The organism is Vibrio sp. vnigr-6D03, assembly GCF_002835515.1.
In the GTDB taxonomy this organism is placed as follows: Bacteria; Pseudomonadota; Gammaproteobacteria; order Enterobacterales; family Vibrionaceae; genus Vibrio; species Vibrio penaeicida.
This window is the reverse complement of sequence record NZ_PIZL01000009.1, coordinates 1-19,472: the sequence shown is the minus strand read 5'-3', so window position 1 is coordinate 19,472 and position 19,472 is coordinate 1. Positions and strand designations below refer to the sequence as shown.

General features: G+C 45.0%; 17 protein-coding genes. 13 read left to right on the top strand and 4 right to left on the bottom strand.

Annotated elements, in window-relative coordinates; all coding sequences use genetic code 11:
* Positions 1-164 precede the first annotated feature (164 nt).
* The 3 genes from recQ (at position 165) to CW749_RS07515 (ending at position 3,296) form a co-directional block, all read left to right on the top strand.
* Entirely contained in the window at positions 165-2,003 is a 1,839-nt protein-coding gene (gene recQ, locus CW749_RS07530; RefSeq protein ID WP_101111420.1) for an ATP-dependent DNA helicase RecQ, read from the top strand.
* 71 nt (positions 2,004-2,074) lie between these two features.
* Positions 2,075-2,389, top strand: coding sequence for a DUF3630 family protein (locus CW749_RS07525; protein ID WP_101111419.1), 315 nt, complete (start codon positions 2,075-2,077; stop codon positions 2,387-2,389).
* Between the two features lie 241 nt (positions 2,390-2,630).
* Complete coding sequence (locus CW749_RS07515) at positions 2,631-3,296, top strand: 7-cyano-7-deazaguanine/7-aminomethyl-7-deazaguanine transporter (protein ID WP_101111417.1); 666 nt, start codon at positions 2,631-2,633, stop codon at positions 3,294-3,296.
* Positions 3,297-3,547: 251 nt separating this feature from the next.
* Here CW749_RS07515 and CW749_RS07510 read toward each other — a convergent pair whose 3' ends face one another.
* Together CW749_RS07510 and CW749_RS07505 are read right to left on the bottom strand one after the other, a co-directional pair.
* Complete coding sequence (locus CW749_RS07510) at positions 3,548-4,657, bottom strand: Gfo/Idh/MocA family oxidoreductase (RefSeq protein WP_101111416.1); 1,110 nt, start codon at positions 4,655-4,657, stop codon at positions 3,548-3,550.
* 50 nt (positions 4,658-4,707) lie between these two features.
* Complete coding sequence (locus tag CW749_RS07505; RefSeq protein WP_101111415.1) at positions 4,708-5,442, bottom strand: GntR family transcriptional regulator; 735 nt, start codon at positions 5,440-5,442, stop codon at positions 4,708-4,710.
* Between the two features lie 329 nt (positions 5,443-5,771).
* Between CW749_RS07505 and CW749_RS07500 the strand changes: the two genes are divergently transcribed.
* From CW749_RS07500 to CW749_RS07485, 4 genes are all read left to right on the top strand, one after another.
* The gene (locus CW749_RS07500; RefSeq protein WP_101111414.1) at positions 5,772-6,305 is read left to right on the top strand and encodes a TRAP transporter small permease subunit; all 534 of its coding nucleotides are present in this window, start codon (positions 5,772-5,774) and stop codon (positions 6,303-6,305) included.
* A 3-nt stretch (positions 6,306-6,308) separates the two neighbouring features.
* Positions 6,309-7,598 (top strand): TRAP transporter large permease, encoded by a 1,290-nt coding sequence (locus CW749_RS07495; protein ID WP_101111413.1) that lies wholly within the window; start codon positions 6,309-6,311, stop codon positions 7,596-7,598.
* Positions 7,599-7,737: 139 nt separating this feature from the next.
* Positions 7,738-8,799, top strand: a complete 1,062-nt coding sequence (gene dctP, locus CW749_RS07490) for a TRAP transporter substrate-binding protein DctP (protein ID WP_101111412.1) — start codon at positions 7,738-7,740, stop codon at positions 8,797-8,799.
* A 291-nt stretch (positions 8,800-9,090) separates the two neighbouring features.
* A complete protein-coding gene (locus CW749_RS07485; RefSeq protein ID WP_101111411.1) occupies positions 9,091-10,071 on the top strand; it encodes a TauD/TfdA family dioxygenase in 981 nt (326 codons plus the stop codon).
* Between the two features lie 78 nt (positions 10,072-10,149).
* Here CW749_RS07485 and gppA read toward each other — a convergent pair whose 3' ends face one another.
* Positions 10,150-11,643: a guanosine-5'-triphosphate,3'-diphosphate diphosphatase gene (gene gppA / locus CW749_RS07480; RefSeq protein ID WP_101111410.1), complete on the bottom strand. Its 1,494-nt coding sequence runs from the start codon at positions 11,641-11,643 to the stop codon at positions 10,150-10,152.
* Between the two features lie 18 nt (positions 11,644-11,661).
* Positions 11,662-12,963: an ATP-dependent RNA helicase RhlB gene (gene rhlB, locus CW749_RS07475; protein WP_101111409.1), complete on the bottom strand. Its 1,302-nt coding sequence runs from the start codon at positions 12,961-12,963 to the stop codon at positions 11,662-11,664.
* 112 nt (positions 12,964-13,075) lie between these two features.
* On the opposite strand from rhlB, the gene trxA reads away from it, so the two are divergent.
* From trxA to fre, 6 genes are all read left to right on the top strand, one after another.
* Complete coding sequence (trxA, locus tag CW749_RS07470) at positions 13,076-13,402, top strand: thioredoxin TrxA (protein ID WP_101111408.1); 327 nt, start codon at positions 13,076-13,078, stop codon at positions 13,400-13,402.
* 205 nt (positions 13,403-13,607) lie between these two features.
* The gene (gene rho / locus CW749_RS07465) at positions 13,608-14,867 is read left to right on the top strand and encodes a transcription termination factor Rho (protein WP_101111407.1); all 1,260 of its coding nucleotides are present in this window, start codon (positions 13,608-13,610) and stop codon (positions 14,865-14,867) included.
* Positions 14,868-14,975: 108 nt separating this feature from the next.
* Positions 14,976-15,977 carry a hypothetical protein gene (locus CW749_RS07460; protein WP_101111406.1) on the top strand — a complete coding sequence of 334 codons (1,002 nt, stop codon included), beginning with the start codon at positions 14,976-14,978 and terminating at the stop codon, positions 15,975-15,977.
* Between the two features lie 121 nt (positions 15,978-16,098).
* Positions 16,099-17,964: a 4-hydroxy-3-polyprenylbenzoate decarboxylase gene (gene ubiD, locus CW749_RS07455; RefSeq protein ID WP_101111405.1), complete on the top strand. Its 1,866-nt coding sequence runs from the start codon at positions 16,099-16,101 to the stop codon at positions 17,962-17,964.
* Positions 17,961-18,233: a 2Fe-2S iron-sulfur cluster-binding protein gene (locus CW749_RS07450; RefSeq protein ID WP_004399134.1), complete on the top strand. Its 273-nt coding sequence runs from the start codon at positions 17,961-17,963 to the stop codon at positions 18,231-18,233. The genes ubiD and CW749_RS07450 overlap by 4 nt, the downstream gene beginning before the upstream one ends.
* Positions 18,234-18,242: 9 nt before the next feature.
* Complete coding sequence (gene fre / locus CW749_RS07445) at positions 18,243-18,956, top strand: NAD(P)H-flavin reductase (RefSeq protein WP_101111404.1); 714 nt, start codon at positions 18,243-18,245, stop codon at positions 18,954-18,956.
* The last annotated feature ends 516 nt before the right edge of the window (positions 18,957-19,472 follow it).

Genomic DNA, 19,472 nt, shown 5'->3' with positions numbered 1-19,472 from the left:
TATATCGATAGCCTTGTTAATGCCCTAGCAATTTAATTGTCCTTTAGGGATATTTTCTGTGCACGGAATTATCTCCAGCAAAGGTTAATTTAAGTTTAATTAACCGTTAAAGCGCTCTACAATATGACGCTTTGCCGCAATCCAATTGTCCCTCAGAGAACCGAATGTCCGACTCCGCTCTAGCTCAGCCGATAGATCCAGAAACTAACAGTGCCATCAAGGTATTGAATGATGTTTTCGGTTACCAGTCATTCAGAGTTGGGCAGGAAGAAGTCATTGATTCAGTACTCGATGGCAAAGACAGTTTGGTGATCATGCCAACGGGTGGCGGAAAATCTCTGTGTTACCAGATCCCTGCATTGGTAAAAGAAGGGGTGACGCTGGTGGTGTCGCCTTTGATTTCCCTGATGAAAGATCAAGTCGACCAACTAAAAGCCAACGGTGTCGCGGCCGAGTGTATTAATTCCTCTATGGAGCGCGATACGCTGATCAGCGTGTATAACCGAATGAACTCTGGTCAGTTGAAGCTAGTGTATGTCTCACCAGAGCGTGTCCTAACTAGGGATTTTCTAGAAAGGCTGGAACATTTAAAGCTGTCGATGATTGCGGTCGATGAAGCGCACTGTATTTCCCAGTGGGGACACGATTTCCGCCGAGAGTACGCTGCGTTAGGGGAACTCAAGCAGCGTTTTCCTTATGCGCCGATCATGGCTCTGACGGCGACAGCGGACGAAGCCACCCGCAAAGACATCATTTCTCGGCTTCAACTTGACGAGCCACTCGAATACCTAGGCAGCTTTGACCGACCTAATATTCGCTATACATTGACCGAAAAACACAAACCCGTCTCGCAAGTCATTCGCTTCCTTGCCACACAGCAAGGCCAGTGTGGGGTTATCTATTGCGGTAGCCGGAAGAAAGTCGAAATGCTGACGGAAAAGCTGTGCAACAATCACATTCGTGCTGCTGGTTATCATGCGGGCATGGATGCTGATGAGCGCGCCTACGTACAAGACGCATTCCAAAAAGATGACATTCAGGTCGTTGTCGCAACCGTGGCATTCGGAATGGGCATCAATAAACCCAATGTTCGCTTTGTTCTGCACTTTGATATTCCGAGAAACATCGAATCCTATTATCAGGAAACCGGTCGGGCAGGGCGGGATGGATTACCCGCGGAAGCGATGATGCTTTACGACCCAGCTGATATTAACTGGTTACGTCGAATGTTGGATGAGAAAGACGACGGTCCTCAGAAGCAGGTTGAATCTCACAAGCTCAATGCCATGAGCGCGTTTGCTGAAGCGCAAACATGCCGCCGTCAGGTATTGCTTAACTATTTTGGTGAATACAGCGAAAAGCCATGTGGTAACTGTGATATATGCCTTGATCCACCTAAACATTTTGATGGCATTGAATCGGCGCAGAAAGCCCTATCTTGCGTATATCGTGTTAATCAAGGTTTTGGTATGGGGTACGTGGTTGAAGTGCTGCGCGGTATGCAAAACATTCGTGTACGCGAAAATGGTCACGATAAGCTTTCGACGTATGGGATAGGACGTGAACACAGCCACGACTACTGGGTGAGTATCATTAGGCAGCTTATTCACAAAGGGTTACTTACTCAAAACATTACCCGTAACTCAACATTGCAGCTTACCGAAGAGGCTCGTCCCGTTCTACGTGGTGAACAATCGCTAGAGCTCGCGGTGCCAAGGCTGGATACGGCAGCTCGTACAGCGAAATCAGACAAGATGGTGAACAAGCATTACGATAAAAAGTTGTTTGCCAAACTACGCAAGCTGCGTAAGTCCATTGCTGACGAAGACGGTTTACCACCATACGTTGTTTTCAGTGATGCCACCTTAATAGACATGGCGGATATTCTGCCAACTTCTTATGGTGAAATGCTGGCGGTGAATGGTGTTGGTCAAAGAAAACTGGAGAAGTACGCCGATCCATTTTTGGATTTGATTCAAGAACATCTGACTAACGGTAGCTAATAAAAGTAATAGCGAACATCAAGTGGATGTAAAACAAGGTTCTCGCAGGTAAACAAGAAGTGACTAATGACATGAATACAGATTACGGTTTGGTGGAGTATCAGAAAGAGCAGGGTCGAATCATTATCCGAGCACCGCGATTCGATTATGATTCTTTTCCTGAACTTGGCGAGGTGCTAGTAAAAACCCTGTCTGCCGATGTGCTTGAAAAGCAATCGGATGCCGATATTCATTCATGGCTCATCGATTTTGAAGGGTGCCAACTGTTTTTAAGAGCAGAGCATTACAGTGAATCATTGTGGTTGGAAGTACTTTCTAAGGAAGACAACAGTGAAGACCTCGATTACCTTGCTGGTCTATTCCAAAAAGGCTTCAATATTCTTTAGTGCAACGTTTCCTACCATTCTATTTGAGACAGCGTAGGGGAGCATAGGTATTGAATGTTTCACATGAAACACTCGATTTAAACCGACTTTCAGGTTTATTGAAGTTAAACGATTGCCTAATAAATCATCTATTGCACCGCCTTCAAGTTGCAGTATAATCCCCATCCTTAATTCACAGTCATGAAGCATTTTGCTTCGATTTGGGTTCCCTCACCCCCAAATAAAACGAAAAAGGTACAATATGAGTCACTTTACTCCTGCGCAGCAGCGCAACGCCCTTTTCTTTTTGGTTCTATTCCATCTGATCATCATTGCATCTAGCAACTATTTGGTTCAGCTACCCTTTACCATATTCGGTTTTCATACCACTTGGGGCGCGTTTACGTTTCCGTTTATCTTCCTAGCAACCGATTTGACCGTACGAATTTTTGGGGCTGCGTTGGCTCGGAAAATCATTTTCCTTGTTATGTTGCCTGCACTAGCGGTGTCCTACCTGTTATCTGTCGTCTTCTTTGAAGGTCAATTCCAAGGTTTTGGGCAGCTTTCCGAGTTTAATCTGTTTGTAGCTAGAATCGCCATCGCGAGTTTTATGGCATACATGCTAGGTCAGATTTTAGATGTGCATGTGTTCAACCGCCTACGTCAAATGAAAGCTTGGTGGGTTGCACCAACTTGTTCGACACTTATCGGTAATGCTTTAGATACACTCGCGTTTTTCTCTATCGCTTTTTATCAAAGCAGCGATCCTTTTATGGCAGAGCATTGGACGGAAATAGCGCTGGTGGATTACGGCTTTAAGCTGGTGATAAGTTTAGGTCTGTTTGTACCTATGTACGGTGTGTTACTTAATTATTTGGTGAAAAAACTCACCTTGGCAAAACCAAACTTAAGAGCACAGCAAGCGTAAACAAAATGGAAAAGGAGCCGAAAGGCTCCTTTTTCGTATCTAAGAGATGAACAATCAGCAAGCTATGTTTAGCTGTTCAAGATTTCCAACGCCTTAATTTTCGATAGCCTCTATTTTTTGTGAATTCAAAAGGCAGAAATATCGATGATTGAGCTTTTCGTTCTTTTTCTCGCAATTCATTTTCTAAGGCGTGAATTGGGCTGTTTACTGTTTCTGATGGTTATTTTGTGTTGGTTTGGTCGGTGGTTTACCTAAAAAGACCAGCCATCATCCAAAATATGGATGGCTTTTCCCTGTTCAATAGACGCTTGCGCAGCTAAACCAATCACGACAGCTTTCAGCCCGTCTTCCACCGTGACTTCTATCTTTCCATTTTCCGTGACCGCTTGGTGGAATTTTTGATGCTGATAGAACGTTGACCCATTGTGGTCGCCAGCTTCAAGTAGTTCTGGGTCGACAGGGATATCGATTTCTTCAGGACCTGACGGTGTTCTTGGCGAAATCACAACTTTAGGGGTAGGTGGATCGCCAAGTTCTGTATTCCAAAAACGGGTCGGACCGGGCACAAAAGCTTCTACTTTCCCTTGGTGTCCTACTACGGAAATCTCTTCTTGATAACGTGAGCCTTCGGCAAACATACAGAGTTCCAACATGGCACGCTGACCATTAGCAAAATCGACAATGACATACGCATTGTCGAGGATATCGGGTGTTTCACCGCGATACTGTTCATCAATATGGTTGTGGTGTTGGCTACCAGAAGCATAGACGCGAACCGCTTCACTTTGCGTTTGCAGACGCATTAAATCGAAAAAGTGGCAGCACTTTTCAACCAATGTCCCCCCCGTATTCCGGTTAAAGCGATTCCAATCGCCCACTTTTTCTAAAAAGGGAAAGCGATGCTCACGGATACTCAGCTGGCTTACGCGCCCAGCTTGGTCGTTATTGATGAGTTCGAGAAGCTTACTAATAGGTGGCATGTAGCGATATTCCATTGCAACCCAAAGCGGAGCCGTGTGTTTCGCTACCGCTAAACGAATTTGGTGCGCTTGCTCTAGTGATGTGACGATAGGTTTTTCAACCAATATGGGTAAACGAGTGTGTTTGATTACTTGGAGTAATTGATCGGCATGGCAATGGTTAGGGCTGGCGATCAATATGGCGTCGATATCCTGACGTTCAAGCAGCGATTCGGTCGATGACTCGAATTCAATAGAGCTGTCCAGTGCATGAATGGCTGTTTTCATCTGCTCGTCAGGTTCAAAAACAGCGGTAATACTGGCATCAGGCAATAATAGAATATTCCGAATGTGCTCTTGTCCCATCATACCGCATCCAATGATGGCGTATCGAATTGCCATATCAACTCCTTTTGACTTTTGAGGCTTTGCCTCAAGAGCATCGAGAGCCCTTAAGACATGCGTGAAACGTAGTGACAGGTTTCAGGGTTAAACCAAGTTCTGGAATACTCTTCAACCTTTTCATCATCTGACCAACTGATACGCTCAATCCAGCCGATCATTGTGTTCGTGGGAATACCTAAAATATCGGTTGCCCATTGATCCGCTTGTTTAACACTAATGCGGTCTTCCACACGACTTATCCAAAAATTGAAATGTTCACGGTAATGTCGATAAAGAGATTCATCTAACTCTTCTGGGCTAAGGGAATCGCAGTGTTCAGCACGGATCCACATTTCTTCTGCCGCTATGACCGTATTATTGAGAAATCGTTGACGTTCTATTCGCCAAAAGTAGCTATCTTTTGTTGCCTCAAAGTGTTCAGCGACATCGGGGTTTTGCTCTTTTCGCACCGTTAGCGTGTTGGCATGTGGTGTCCCGCCACCTTCAAGAAGCTCCAAGCGAAATAGTTGGTAAATGGCTTCTTTTGGTGGGCTTTTGACATACGTGCCGCTGCCTTGGCGACGTTCCAGTAGACCGTCTTGTTCCAGTAGAGCTAGCGCTTTTCTCAGAGTGCCAACTGCCACCTTCAACTCTACCGCCAATTCCGCTTCTACTGGCAGCCTTTCGCCCGCTCTCCAATGACCAGCATTGATTTCACGAATCAGTAATTCACTGACCTGAACGTACTTTGGGCGCTTCTTTTGCTTGCTCTGTCCTGTATTGGACTGAAAATCAATAGCCATTATTTTCTCGAATTTTCCGCAGTTTGTAACTAGTTTGAATTAAAACAGATACTCATTTTTGCATCAATTCATTTACATTTGATTTACATGTTGAGAATACACTGTTAGGGTAATCTTGCAAACTAAAAAAATAAATGAATTGTGAATGAAAGTGATTTTATTCGGACTGGGAAGCTAAATGCCAGAGGTTAAAGCGATTTTAACCTGATAGAGCCTTTGTGGTGAAATATGTGATGTTCAACCATTTTCGTATTCTTAACCTCTTCTTTTTCCGAATGTCACCCACGTTACAGTAAAAGCTGATAACGGATTATCGCTGGAGAGGGTTAATGAAGAAGGTGTTGCATGGAAGCTTGCGGCTTCTGGAAGCTGTCAACAACCGCATGATTTGGGCGGGTCGTCAAATCGCTTGGGTTCTAGTGTTTGCAATGGTTGCTACTATTCTATTGCAGGTATTTTGTCGTTACATACTGTCGAACGCATTACCTTGGCCGGAGGAAGTGGCGAGGGCATTGATGATATGGATGATGGCATTTGTTGCCGCTGGTGCTTATCGAACCGGTGGGTTTGTTGCGATAGAAATGCTACACGACTTTATACCCGGTAAGGTCGCACAGCTACTTAAGCTCACATTGCTGGTTCTTTCTGCGCTGGTGCTGTTCCAACTATCCAGTCTTGGCTTAGAATTTTTTGAGCGTGGGTTTCGTACTCGTGCCGCTTCTTTTCAATTATCTCGCGCTTGGATTTACCTCGCTATGCCCGTGTGCTTCATTACCATGTTAATGGTGAACGTGGAGCTTATTCTTAAAAATATTTTAGGTGTTAGCGTTTCATCGCCCGACACTGAAGCGGCGAGGGGGTAAGTGATGCTCGTTCTCTTTTTACCTTTATTTTTGGTTCTTCTCTTAATTGGGCTACCTGTTTTCTTTGCAACACTGTTTGCTCCTGGCGCAATGATGCTTGCGTTGGATATGGACCGCGACTTGCCCCTGCTATTTCGAAATATTTACAACGGTATTGATTCATTCCCTTTGATGGCTATTCCATTTTTTATGTTGGCGGGCGAATTGATGAACCGTGGAGGCATTACTCTTCAACTGGTTAACTTCTCTCAAGCTTTTATTGGGCACGTGAGAGGTGGATTGGCGCACGTAAATATTATGTCGAGCATGCTTTTCGCTGGGCTATCTGGATCTGCAGTAGCCGATACTTCTGCCTTGGGCTCTATGCTGATACCCGCGATGGAGAAGAATGGTTACTCGCGGCGCTTTGCGGCAGCGATTACCGCAGCCAGCTCTGTGATTGGGCCTATTATTCCGCCGTCTGGCATCATGATCATCTATGCCTACACCATGGAAGTGTCGGTTGCTGCCTTGTTTGCGGCAGGTGTGGTCCCCGGCGTGTTGATTGGTTTGGCGTTGATGGGAGTCACAACATTATTAGCGAAAAAGCACAACTTCCCCATAGCGAGCCAAAAGTCAACGTGGCCAGAGCGTGGGCAAGCAACTCGCGCCGCGATTCTACCGCTAATGACCCCCGTGATTATTTTGGGTGGGATTGTGGGAGGAATCTTTACCCCCACGGAAGCGTCTGCTATTGCAGTGGGTTATGCGTTATTCCTGAGCCTTTTCATGCTCAAAACCATAAACCTAAGAGACCTACCCGAGATATTTGCTCGCTCAGCGTCGTCTTCAGCCGTGGTTCTTCTTCTCGTAGGCTCTGCATTGGCATTCAAGACGGTGGTGAGCTTGTCTCACGCGGCAGAAGATTTGGCTGGATGGGTTTTGGCCATCAGTGATAACCCACTGATTTTACTGTTTGCCATTAACATCTTGTTGTTTGTTGTGGGTATGTTTTTAGATGCCGGTCCTGCCATCATCATTCTCGGTCCTATTCTCGCTCCTATCTTTATTTCTATCGGAATAGACCCTGTGCACTTTGCGATCATTATGAGTGTGAACTTAACCGTTGGGTTAGCCACACCACCTATGGGGCTGGTGTTGTTTGTGGCTTCGAGTGTGTCGGGGGAAAGGGTGGAATCTATTGCCAAGGGGATACTTCCGTTCTTGGCAGTCGAAGTTTTGGTGATTTTTATCATTACCTTTTTCCCATCCGTTTCCATGACCATTCCAAAATGGCTGGGATTAGTTCAATGAATTTGAGGTCAGCCTGATGGGTGACCTTAATGTTTGACCGTAAGGTCTGAAAGTGCTGCTGCTGAGGAAAGCGATAACAATAAGCCCAGTGCGCAACACGTAAAACAGGAAAGCGAAACATTCAAAAGGATAAGAAATTATGAAATTTGCTAAAGCGATGGTGAACAGTCTTGCTGCTCTGGTTCTTGCGTCGTCGATAACTGCTGCTCAGGCTGCAGATTTTCGATTAAGAGCCGTAGCCAACTCAAATGAAAACGATGAAGACTATGATGGTTTGGTCGTGTTCAAAGATTTTGTGGAATCGCGCTCTAATGGAAAGATCTCGGTGGACTTATTCATTGGCACTCAATTATGTGGCAACGGCACTGAATGTGTACAAGCACTGGAAGATGGCTCTATCGATATTTATGTGTCCACATCGGGTGGTACCGCAAATATGTTCCCTTACGTGCAAGTGCTCGACTTGCCTTACATCCTATCAAGCGACCGAGTTGCTGAAGAAGTGCTAAGCGGTCAGTTTGTGCAGGAAATGCGCAGCGATATTTTGAAAGATTCAGGCAACAAAGTCCGCTTGATGACCATCGGTAATACGGGCGGGTGGCGTAACTTTGCGAATACAAAGCGCACGGTGAAATCCCCAGATGACATTAAAGGATTAAAGATTCGTACCGTTGTGGCTGATTTACCTCAGGAGTTGGTGAAATCTCTGGGAGCAAGCCCTACGCCAATTCCATGGCCAGAGCTTTATACATCTTTCCAAACGGGCGTTGTGGAAGGGTCTAAGAACGGTATTACCGACATTATGGGCATGAAATTCCCAGAAGCAGGGTTGAAGTACGTAACACTCGATGGCCATGCGTACATGGCGGCATTGTGGTTTATGAATAACGAGCACTTCAGCAAAATGCCAGAAGATCTACGTAAAGTTGTTGTGGATGGGTTTTATGCACTCCAACAAGCGACATTTGCCTCACCTAAGCGCAAATCCATTAAAGCGTATCAAGATTTCTCAAAGGCAGGCGGAAAACTGTATGTGCCTAGCAAAGCAGAGAAAGATCAATTCAAGGAAAAGGCACAGCCAGTGTATCAATGGTTCTCTAAGAACGTGAAACAAGGCAAGAAGTACTACGAGCTCTTGGTCTCAGAAGCGGGTAATGCCGAAAAAGCCATTGCCGATACCTACGCTGCTGAATTGAAATAGAAATACTCCTGCCTCTCCACCAAGCGCTTTTCGACAGAAAGCTCGATTGGGTTTGAATAAAGTGGAGAGGTCCTTTGCTTGTGTAGCGGACATCGCTACCCATACAGCCACTCTTATAACCCAGGTCACTAGACCTTAGTCATCTAGCCTGTTAATTCTGAAAATACGATATGGCGTATATCGTATTTCGTGATCAGGATGTAAATTCATTCACAATTGATTTACATTTCTATTGGGTGTGATAGGGTGGTGATAATTCATTCACTATTGATTTATTTGTTGGAGAGAAGAATGACTTTGAATATTGGAAATATACCGGAGCAAAAAAGCGTTAATGGGCGCGCGTTTCCTTTGGTTATTCTTCCACCTGATGATGCTGTCGCTTTAGAGCCTACCGCCATGTTGAATTGGTTTTCTGGTGTAAAAGAAGCGGTTCACGAAAAACTGATTACGCACGGCGCGATACTATTACGAGGATTTCCGGTACAGGATGCGGATTTGTTTGAGCAGCTCCTGAATCAATCAGACTACGAAAACATGCCTTACATTGGTGGGGCAGCGCCTCGCGTCCAGGTCACACAATCACGTATTGTGACGGCTAACGAAGCCCCAGCGACCGAAAAAATACCGTTTCATCATGAAATGGCACAAACGCCCAACCCACCAGGGTACATTTTCTTCTATTGCGATATCCCTTCAGAAACTGGCGGTTCGACGTCCATCCTTCACTCTTCTGAAATATGCCAACGCTTTTTTGATATTGCCCCTGAGTTTGCAGAAAAAATCGAGCAAGAGGGTGTTCGATATGTGCGTTACATGCCAGAGGTAACCGATAACTCATCTCCTATTGGACGTTCATGGAAAGAAACTTTTCATGTAGAAACACGCGAGGAATGCGAAGCGAAGTTGCGTGAACATGAAATGAACTGGCAATGGGGAGAAAAAGGCGTACTGAAAACAGAAACCTCTATTTTACCCGCGATCCGATTTGACGAAGAAACGCAGAAAAAAACATTCTTCAATTCTATTGTTGCCGTGTTTGACGGTTGGAATGATAGCCGAAATGTTTCAACTAAAGCGGTGACCAGCGGTAGTGGAGCATTAATGGATGCAGAAGTTATGGAGAAAACCAAATCTGCCATGGACGAACTCAGTGTCAACTTTCGTTGGGAAGCAGGGGATGTATTGTTAGTTAATAACTACACCGTTTTGCATGCAAGGCAGCCTTTTACCGGAAAGCGACGCATACTGGCTTCCGTAGCAATTAAGTAAGGTTGCGTTTACCAAAAAGAAAGCCTCGCATGATGCGAGGCTTCGATATTCCAATAGGTTCTAGTGAAACAAGCTCAACTAGCACGCTTTGATTGCAAGCGGCCACCCCATATCAGATTGTCTATTCGATTCAATCTCTAGCTCAGCCTTGGTAAGGGGATTGCTCTCCAACCATTGTTTGTCTACACACAGCTCGAGCCTGTCACCCTCTGCATTCAACGTGACTTTTGGTTGAAGTTCGGAGCATCGCCTGTGCGTCAGCAATACGGCTAACCTGAGTAATCTCAGTACTCGTTTGGCACTTTGCCCCGACAATGCATGCTGTTCTGGTAAAGAGCTTACTTGCTCTCTGTATCGTCTGGCGAGTTCAGCCAATAAGTGTTTCTGTGCGCGGGTGAAACCCGGTAAGTCTAAGTGCTGTAGTAAGTACGCACTATGCTTTCCACCGCATTTGTAATCGATAGTCAGCCCAACCTCATGAAGCTTCGCAACAGAAGATAATAGATAGTGAGCTTGTGGTTCAGCAATCCAATCTTCGCCACCACATTGCTTGAAGAGCTGGCTTGCTGAATCAGCGACTAATTCGCCATATTCGGAATCTAGTTGGTAGCGAGACTGTATGCTGGCAATGGTTCTGGCTCGAATGTCGTCTTGACGCATTTCTGCCATCATTTCGTACACCATGCCTTCGCGAAGTGCGCCACCGGCGAGGGTCATCGACTCTATCTCTAGAAGCTCAAAAATCGCGATCAAGATGGAAAGACCACTTGGGAATACCAATGCTCGTTCCAGTGTTAGACCATCAATATCCAGCTCTTCTAAATGATCCGCCAACATGGCTTGCTTCTGTAGGCGTTTTAATTTGGCATGGGTGATCACTTCATCCATGCCTTGTGCCAGCATGATTTCTTGAAGTGCCTGCACGGTACCGCTCGCTCCGACACATACATCCCAGCCGATGTCTTTATACTGCTCTAGAATCGGTGCTAGGGTGTTTTTGGCGGCTTCAATAGCGGTATTGAAATTGGTTATGGTTAATTGTCGGTCTTTAAAATGCTGTTCAAGCCAAGTTACACAACCCATTTTCAAGCTGGTGAGTGCTTTTGCTTCAAATCCTTCACCAATAATCAATTCCGTACTAGCACCACCAATATCAACAACCAATCGGCGACCTAGACCGCCTGAAGTATGAGCTACCCCTTTATAGATAGTGGCAGCTTCTTCTTCACCGGCAATGACATTGATGTCGTAGCCTAAAATATCATTCGCCTTTTCTAAGAAAACATCCACATTTGTTGCGGTGCGCAATGTCGCGGTTCCAACGATGCGAATGTTCTCTGGCGATATATCTTGCAGCCTTTCTGCAAATAAGCTGAGGCAATCCCACCCTCGCTGCATGGCTTCAGTGCTAAGTTTATTATCCTTATCTAACCCAGCGGCCAAACGCACTTTGCGTTTGATTTTGGCCATGGTTTGAACGCTGCCATCAATATGACGCACAACGAGCATATGAAAACTGTTCGACCCGAGGTCGATAGCAGCGTAAAGCGGCGAAGTAGCTGACTGACTCATAAATATTTGCTGTGTTCCTTAAGACTGATGACGAGGTGCTCTTGGGCGCGAATGGCGCTTGCGGTTACCGCCGTGTTTGTTTCCACCAGTGTTGGTGCGACGCTGCTGCATTTGTTTGTGACGCAAGCGAAGCGGAGCCGGTAGATGTTCAAGTAATGCGCTAGCATCGTAATCTGACACAGGGATCGGGTGCTCGATGTAGTCCTCGATCGCAGTCAGGTTGATGGCGTACTCTTCACATGCAAAGCTAATTGAGTGGCCACTTTCGCCCGCACGACCTGTACGGCCAATTCGGTGCACGTAATCTTCACAATCGTCCGGCAAGTCATAGTTAAAGACGTGTGTCACTTGAGGAATGTGCAATCCACGCGCGGCAACATCGGTGGCAATCAGTAGATCAACATGACCTTGTGTGAATTGCTCTAGAATACGTTCACGCTTCTTCTGTGGTACATCACCCGTTAGCAAACCTACGCGGTGTCCATCAGCGGCTAGGTGACCCCAAATGGTTTCGCACTTGTATTTGGTGTTGGCAAATACAATGGCGCGATCTGGCCATTCTTCCTCTATCAACGTCTGAAGCAAGTTCATCTTGTCTTCGTTAGACGGATAGAAAAGTTCTTCTTGAATACGGTGACCGGTTTTTCTTTCTGGTTCTACGACGACATGCTCTGGGTTGTGCATGTGCTCGAAAGCCAGTTCTTGTACGCGGTAAGACAAGGTTGCCGAGAACAGCATGTTCAGTCTATCTTTCGGCTCAGGCATACGGCGGAACAAGAAACGGATGTCTTTAATAAAACCGAGGTCAAACATACGATCGGCTTCATCAAGAACAACCGCTTGGATGTTATTTAGATTGAAAACGCGTTGTTTGTAGAAATCGATGATACGACCAGTTGTACCGATAAGAATATCAACACCTTGTTCAATGGTCGCCAATTGCTTGTCGTAGCTTTCGCCACCGTAAGCCAGTGCGATTTTAACGCCAGTTGACTCCATTAAGGGTTTAGCGTCGTTGTGGATCTGAATCGCAAGCTCTCGAGTTGGTGCCATCACAATCGCACGTGGTTGCGATGGATTGCGACCTTCGTGTTCAGGCGTTGTCAGTAAATGGTTGAAAGTAGCAGTAAGAAACGCGAGGGTCTTACCAGTGCCCGTTTGGGCCTGGCCTGCAATGTCTTGGCCGGTGAGCAGTACCGGCAACGCCAAGGCTTGAATAGGGGTACAAAATTCGAACCCTTTTTTCTCAAGCCCTTCAATGATTTGGGGGTGTAAATCCAAATCGGCGAACTTTTGCTCTGTGATATGCGTCTTTTTCATGGGTATAGAATATCAGCTTAAGCTTGCATTACGAAAGTAAATACATTCCAATAGGGCATCTATTTACTGGTTATCATCCAACCAGTTCCTGAAAAACACAACGGAGTGGAAGATGAGTGACAAGATTTTGCAGCTTACAGATGACGGTTTTGAACAAGATGTAATCCAAGCTGCAGGTCCAGTTCTGGTAGATTTCTGGGCAGAATGGTGTGGTCCTTGTAAAATGATTGCTCCAATTTTGGACGAGATCGCAGACGAGTACGAAGGCAAGCTCACTATCGGTAAGCTAAACATCGATCAAAACTCGGGTACGCCACCAAAGTTTGGTATCCGCGGTATTCCAACACTACTTCTATTTAAAGATGGCGGTGTTGCAGCGACGAAAGTTGGCGCGCTTTCTAAGACTCAACTGAAAGAGTTTCTAGACGCTAATATTTAATAGCGAATGCAAACTTAGTCATAAAACCGTGCTCCACATCTAGATGCACGGTTTTGATTTTTTTTAATGGCTAGACTAGGCTTGATTTTAGTGCTAATTTGTCGCACGCTAATTAAGCAAATGTTCATTTCTTGGTCGATCCTGTGACCAAATCTCTCTAACTAACACAACAGATCCTATTTTGACTAAACAAGTATCCACTACTATGAACCTGACAGAACTGAAGAACAGACCTGTGTCTGAGCTCGTGAAACTAGGTGAAAGCCTGGGTTTAGAAAACCTAGCGCGTTTAAGAAAACAAGACATTATATTTTCCATCTTAAAGGCTCACGCAAAAAGTGGTGAAGATATCTTTGGTGATGGGGTTCTGGAAATTCTTCAAGATGGGTTTGGTTTCTTACGTAGTGCCGACAGTTCTTATCTAGCTGGTCCAGACGATATCTACGTATCACCAAGCCAGATTCGTCGATTTAATTTACGCACTGGTGACTCCATTGCAGGGAAGATTCGACCACCTAAAGACGGTGAACGCTATTTTGCCCTTCTAAAAGTCAACACAGTCAACCACGACAAACCAGACAACGCTCGCAACAAGATCCTTTTCGAAAACCTTACTCCTCTTCATGCCAACGAACGTATGGTAATGGAGCGCGGTAATGGCTCGACCGAAGACATCACTGCACGTGTTTTGGATTTAGCCTCACCAATCGGTAAAGGTCAACGTGGTCTTATCGTTGCTCCGCCAAAAGCGGGTAAAACGATGCTTCTTCAGAACATTGCACAAAGCATTGCGCACAATCACCCAGAATGTGAACTGATGGTTCTTCTGATTGATGAGCGTCCGGAAGAGGTAACTGAGATGCAACGCCTAGTAAAAGGTGAAGTGATTGCATCCACGTTTGATGAACCTGCTTCTCGCCATGTTCAGGTTGCTGAAATGGTTATCGAAAAAGCTAAACGCTTAGTAGAGCACAAGAAAAACGTAGTCATCCTATTGGATTCCATTACACGTCTAGCACGTGCATACAACACCGTAGTACCTTCGTCAGGTAAAGTCCTGACTGGTGGTGTAGACGCAAATGCATTGCACCGTCCAAAACGTTTCTTTGGTGCAGCACGTAACGTAGAAGAAGGTGGTAGCCTGACTATCATCGCTACAGCGCTAGTGGATACGGGTTCTAAGATGGACGAAGTTATCTACGAAGAATTTAAAGGTACAGGTAACATGGAATTACACCTGAACCGTAAGATCGCTGAGAAGCGTGTTTTCCCTGCAATTGACTTTAATCGCAGTGGTACTCGTCGTGAAGAGCTTCTAACGAAAACTGATGAGCTTCAAAAAATGTGGATTCTCCGCAAGATTGTTCACCCAATGGGTGAAATAGATGCAATGGAGTTCCTTATCGATAAATTGGCAATGACCAAAACAAACGATGAGTTCTTCGACGCGATGCGTCGACAGTAAAATACGTTAATATTGTTTAACAAAACACCACCGACTCAGGTGGTGTTTTTGTTTGCGTCTCATTCATAATGGTTGCAAAATAGACGAAATCGTTAACAGGATGTTAATATGCAACAAGGGATGTTGGCATGGTTTATATCTTTACTTCTATTGTTTTCTCCATTGTCAGCAAAAGAGCTGTCACATGAGGAAGCTCAGCAGTGGGTTTTAGACCAGCAAGTTCTGAATAAAGCCGATGAGCTTTATCAATTAGTTTTGAAAGATGAAGTCAGCTCTTTGGATTTTTCTTTGCAAAGGCTAAGTCTGCCTCAGCAAGATGTTGTGCGTTTTCTGCTATTAGAGCATATGGAAGACCAAAACATTATTCTCACATCCAAGATGGCTAAGTTTGTGCAAAAACAAATTGGTCGCCCTTCGCCTTATAAAGTGCGTAAGCAAGGCGACGGCTATGAATTTTCTGTTCCCGCATTTGACTCCAGTGCTGTCGCCAGCCGCTTACTGAAGCGTTGGCATAGCGACCAACAAATTTTGACCTTTATCCTTAAAGCAGAGCAACTCGATCTGGTTTTGTCTCAGTGGTTAACGGATGAGGTGAGTAAAAAAAATAAAGAAAGAGAAGCGTTGTTGATCCGTGAATTAGACGGTTTATCTCCTAAGGCGCTGGACTACCTTATAAAGCAAATCACACAAAACCCCATCACCAATTGGCTTCCTTCGACCCAAGTGGTCGTTCGTATGGCTCAAGTTAGCGAAGATCCAGAAGTCTATAAGTTGCTATGGCGCATGAAAGCGGATAGTCACAGTAAGTCAGAATTGAAGCGATTGGCTAAAATCAAAAGCGAGTTTTCACTTCAGCAACTCATGCTTGCGAGTGATAACCCATCACTGCATGATGCTGCGTTGGATGAGTTGACACGCTTAGACCCTATTCCGTTGGAAGTGAAAGCTTTTCTGATTAAGAAGCTCAAACAGTCAAACGATGCTTCTATTGTCGCTCGCAACCTTGTTAAGCATGGACACAGGGGATGGGTTGAGCAATTGGCTGAAAATCATCGAGGCTTGAATACCAAATCGTTGCTTCAAGTGCTCTCGAAAGCAAAAGATAAATAGAATTGCTCTGAGATTCCGCCATTCACGTATCTATCCCTGCCGAGAGTTTATCGGTAACGAGAGTATATTGCATTTGTCTTTGATATAATGCGCGCAATTTAACCTGTTACAAGAAAGGTCTATGAGTTTTAAGGATTTACGCGATTTTATTGAACACCTTGAAAATGAAGGCTTATTAAAACGCATTACCCACCCAGTTGACCCACATTACGAAATGACCGAGATCAGCGATCGTACTTTGCGCGCTGGTGGTCCTGCCTTATTGTTTGAAAACCCGATTGGCTATGATGTTCCAGTATTAGCGAACTTGTTTGGTACAACAGAGCGAGTGGCAATAGGAATGGGGCGCGGTGACGTATCCGAATTACGAGAAGTTGGGAAATTACTGGCTTACTTGAAAGAACCAGAACCGCCTAAAGGATTCAAAGACGCCCTAGACAAACTCCCAGTTTTTCGACAAGTCTTGAATATGCCAGCAAAGCGTTTGCGAAAAGCACCTTGCCAGCAAATTGTTTGGTCTGGTGAGCAAGTCGATTTAGACAAAATCCCAGTGATGAGCTGTTGGGCTGAAGACGTTGCACCACTTCTCACTTGGGGGCTAACGGTTACGAAAGGTTCAAGTAAAAAGCGCCAGAACCTTGGAATTTACCGTCAACAAAAGCTGAGTAAGAACAAAGTTATCATGCGTTGGCTTGCCCATCGTGGTGGAGCTCTCGATTTACGTGACTGGATGGAAACGAACCCCGGTAAACCTTTCCCCGTGTCGGTTGCATTTGGCGCTGATCCCGCAACTATTCTTGGCGCTGTTACTCCTGTACCGGATACTTTATCTGAATATGCTTTTGCTGGTTTACTTCGAGGCAGCAAAACCGAAGTCGTAAAATCGGTCAGTAACGAGCTTGAAGTACCAGCCAGTGCAGAAATTGTATTGGAAGGGTATATAGACCCAAATGAATATGCCGACGAAGGTCCTTATGGTGACCACACGGGATACTATAATGAAGTGGAGAAACACCACGTCTTTACGGTAACTCATGTGACGATGCGCGAAAACCCTATCTACCACAGTACATACACAGGTCGTCCGCCAGATGAACCCGCAGTATTAGGGGTTGCGTTGAACGAAGTGTTCGTACCTATTTTGCAAAAGCAGTTTCCAGAGATTACGGATTTCTATCTGCCACCCGAAGGCTGTTCTTACCGAATGGCTGTCGTGTCGATGAAGAAACAATACCCAGGACATGCCAAGCGCGTCATGATGGGAGTTTGGTCCTTCCTTCGTCAATTCATGTATACAAAATTTGTCATCGTAGTTGATGAAAGTGTAAATACTCGTGATTGGAGTGAAGTGGTTCGTGCCATGACAACGCAGATGGATCCTGTTCACGACACTGTCATGATAGAAAATACACCGATAGACTCATTGGATTTTGCTTCTCCGGTGGTTGGACTTGGGTCAAAAATGGGATTGGATTCCACCATCAAATGGGAAGCCGAACTGTCGGTTTCATCAAAACCGAAAGAAACCATGCCTGAGGCGGAAGTCGTCGATAAGTTAGTGTCTCAGTTCAAACAAAAACATCCAGAGCTGATTGATCTGCATTTGCCTGAAGCCGCAAACGGTAGAAGCATGGCAATTGTGAGCATCAACAAAACGGAAGCCTGGCAAGGTCACCGCTTGATGAACGCACTATGGGAAGAGTTTGTTGAGGCGCATATCCACCTACAATACATCATCATTTGCGATGAAGATGTGAATGTCAGAGATTGGAATGATGTTATATGGGCAATTACCACGCGTATGGACCCAGCTCGTGACACGCTGATGAAGCAAGAAGCCAATCTTCCAACGACCCAAATGGGGCTAGATGCTACCAATAAAGTCGAAAGAGAAGAGACGCAGCGTGAATGGGGTCGACCAATTAAGAAAGATCCTGCGGTAGTCGCAAAAATTGATGAGATTTGGGATCAACTAGGAATAGAATGACTCAAACTGTCACAATAATGCCTCAGCAATGGGTATTTGAAGTTTCTACTGGGCAAACAATACTGGAAGCAGCGCTCAACAATAATTATCGCTTCCCGCATCGTTGCACAGTAGGTGCATGTGCTATGTGTATGTGCAGAAAATTAGAAGGGGAAGTCAGTTATCACCTTGAGCCTATGCTTACGGAAAAAGAAATAGCTCACGGTTGGATCTTCCCATGTCAGGCATACGCCGAAAGTGATTTACTGCTCACGTTCGAAAGTGAGTAAGAGGAAACCATGACAATTAAGTGCCAAGTAAAGTCCATTGAGCCTTTGGCGTGCAACACCTATCAAATATTGTTGCACCCAGAAACACCAGTCAGCTTCAAAGCAGGTCAATACCTGCTGGTGGAAATGGGGGAGAAAGACAAACGCCCATTTTCAATCGCAAGTAGCCCTTGCCGTCACGAAGGAGAGCTCGAACTGCATATCGGTGCTGCGGAGCATAATGCTTATGCAAGTGAAGTCGTCGAAGCAATGCAAAAAGCACTAGAAGACGGCAGCGAGATCGCAATAGATGCACCACATGGTGATGCGTGGGTACGTGAAGAGAGTACTAACGATCTGTTACTAATAGCTGGCGGAACTGGATTTAGCTACGTGCGTTCTATACTTGACCATTGCGTCAGTCAAAAATTGAATAACACGATCCACCTATATTGGGGCGCGAAAGATGAGTGCCAGCTCTATGCTAAAGAAGAGTTGGTTGAAATTGCAGATGCTCACAGCAACGTGCACTTCGTTCCTGTAGTAGAAGAAGCAGATGCAAATTGGTCTGGTAAGTTAGGCAATGTGCTTCAAGCGGTAGAAGAAGACTTTAATAGTTTAGAGAATGTAGATATCTACATTGCAGGTCGTTTTGAAATGGCCGGCGCAGCAAGAGAGCAATTTACTCAATCTAAACAAGCTAAGCGAGATCAGATGTACGCTGACGCGTATGCATTTATCTAATTAGTAGAGATAAATGAAAGAAAAAGAGGGTTTTTTAACCCTCTTTTTTCGTTTTTGATGGATTCTTCATCGAAAACGCATTTTTTTCGATTTTTTATCAAAAAGGTCTTGCGCACTTCATTAATCTCCCTATAATGCCGCCTCACTGACACGGCAGACGCCACAAGGCTTCAGCAGTGTTAGAGAGGTGAAAAACTTCTGAGAAAATAAATTTGAAAAAGTGTTTGACTCTTCAAATTATCTCGCTAGAATGCACCTCCGCTTTGAGAGAAAAACTTCTCGAAAAGCAACGCTCTTTAACAATATAGACCTATCAATCTGTGTGGGCACTCGTTGATGATAATCCAAATAGTTTCTTCGGAAACAATTTAGGTTTCAATGAACTGAGTGACCAATACGATGATAACTTTCTTTAGAAAGGAATCATTGGCACAGTCAATTCATTATCGTTCTGTTGGAACGATAATAAGCTTTAGAATTACATGTTTATGTTTTCATAAATATTAGTTTTGAATT

Bases quoted from the DNA above. Each gene is read 5' to 3' on its own strand.
- recQ (WP_101111420.1), top strand. From the start codon at position 165: ATGTCCGACTCCGCTCTAGCTCAGCCGATAGATCCAGAAACTAACAGT.
- CW749_RS07525 (WP_101111419.1), top strand. From the start codon at position 2,075: ATGAATACAGATTACGGTTTGGTGGAGTATCAGAAAGAGCAGGGTCGA.
- CW749_RS07515 (WP_101111417.1), top strand. From the start codon at position 2,631: ATGAGTCACTTTACTCCTGCGCAGCAGCGCAACGCCCTTTTCTTTTTG.
- CW749_RS07510 (WP_101111416.1), bottom strand. From the start codon at position 4,657: ATGGCAATTCGATACGCCATCATTGGATGCGGTATGATGGGACAAGAG.
- CW749_RS07505 (WP_101111415.1), bottom strand. From the start codon at position 5,442: ATGGCTATTGATTTTCAGTCCAATACAGGACAGAGCAAGCAAAAGAAG.
- CW749_RS07500 (WP_101111414.1), top strand. From the start codon at position 5,772: ATGAAGAAGGTGTTGCATGGAAGCTTGCGGCTTCTGGAAGCTGTCAAC.
- CW749_RS07495 (WP_101111413.1), top strand. From the start codon at position 6,309: ATGCTCGTTCTCTTTTTACCTTTATTTTTGGTTCTTCTCTTAATTGGG.
- dctP (WP_101111412.1), top strand. From the start codon at position 7,738: ATGAAATTTGCTAAAGCGATGGTGAACAGTCTTGCTGCTCTGGTTCTT.
- CW749_RS07485 (WP_101111411.1), top strand. From the start codon at position 9,091: ATGACTTTGAATATTGGAAATATACCGGAGCAAAAAAGCGTTAATGGG.
- gppA (WP_101111410.1), bottom strand. From the start codon at position 11,643: ATGAGTCAGTCAGCTACTTCGCCGCTTTACGCTGCTATCGACCTCGGG.
- rhlB (WP_101111409.1), bottom strand. From the start codon at position 12,963: ATGAAAAAGACGCATATCACAGAGCAAAAGTTCGCCGATTTGGATTTA.
- trxA (WP_101111408.1), top strand. From the start codon at position 13,076: ATGAGTGACAAGATTTTGCAGCTTACAGATGACGGTTTTGAACAAGAT.
- rho (WP_101111407.1), top strand. From the start codon at position 13,608: ATGAACCTGACAGAACTGAAGAACAGACCTGTGTCTGAGCTCGTGAAA.
- CW749_RS07460 (WP_101111406.1), top strand. From the start codon at position 14,976: ATGCAACAAGGGATGTTGGCATGGTTTATATCTTTACTTCTATTGTTT.
- ubiD (WP_101111405.1), top strand. From the start codon at position 16,099: ATGAGTTTTAAGGATTTACGCGATTTTATTGAACACCTTGAAAATGAA.
- CW749_RS07450 (WP_004399134.1), top strand. From the start codon at position 17,961: ATGACTCAAACTGTCACAATAATGCCTCAGCAATGGGTATTTGAAGTT.
- fre (WP_101111404.1), top strand. From the start codon at position 18,243: ATGACAATTAAGTGCCAAGTAAAGTCCATTGAGCCTTTGGCGTGCAAC.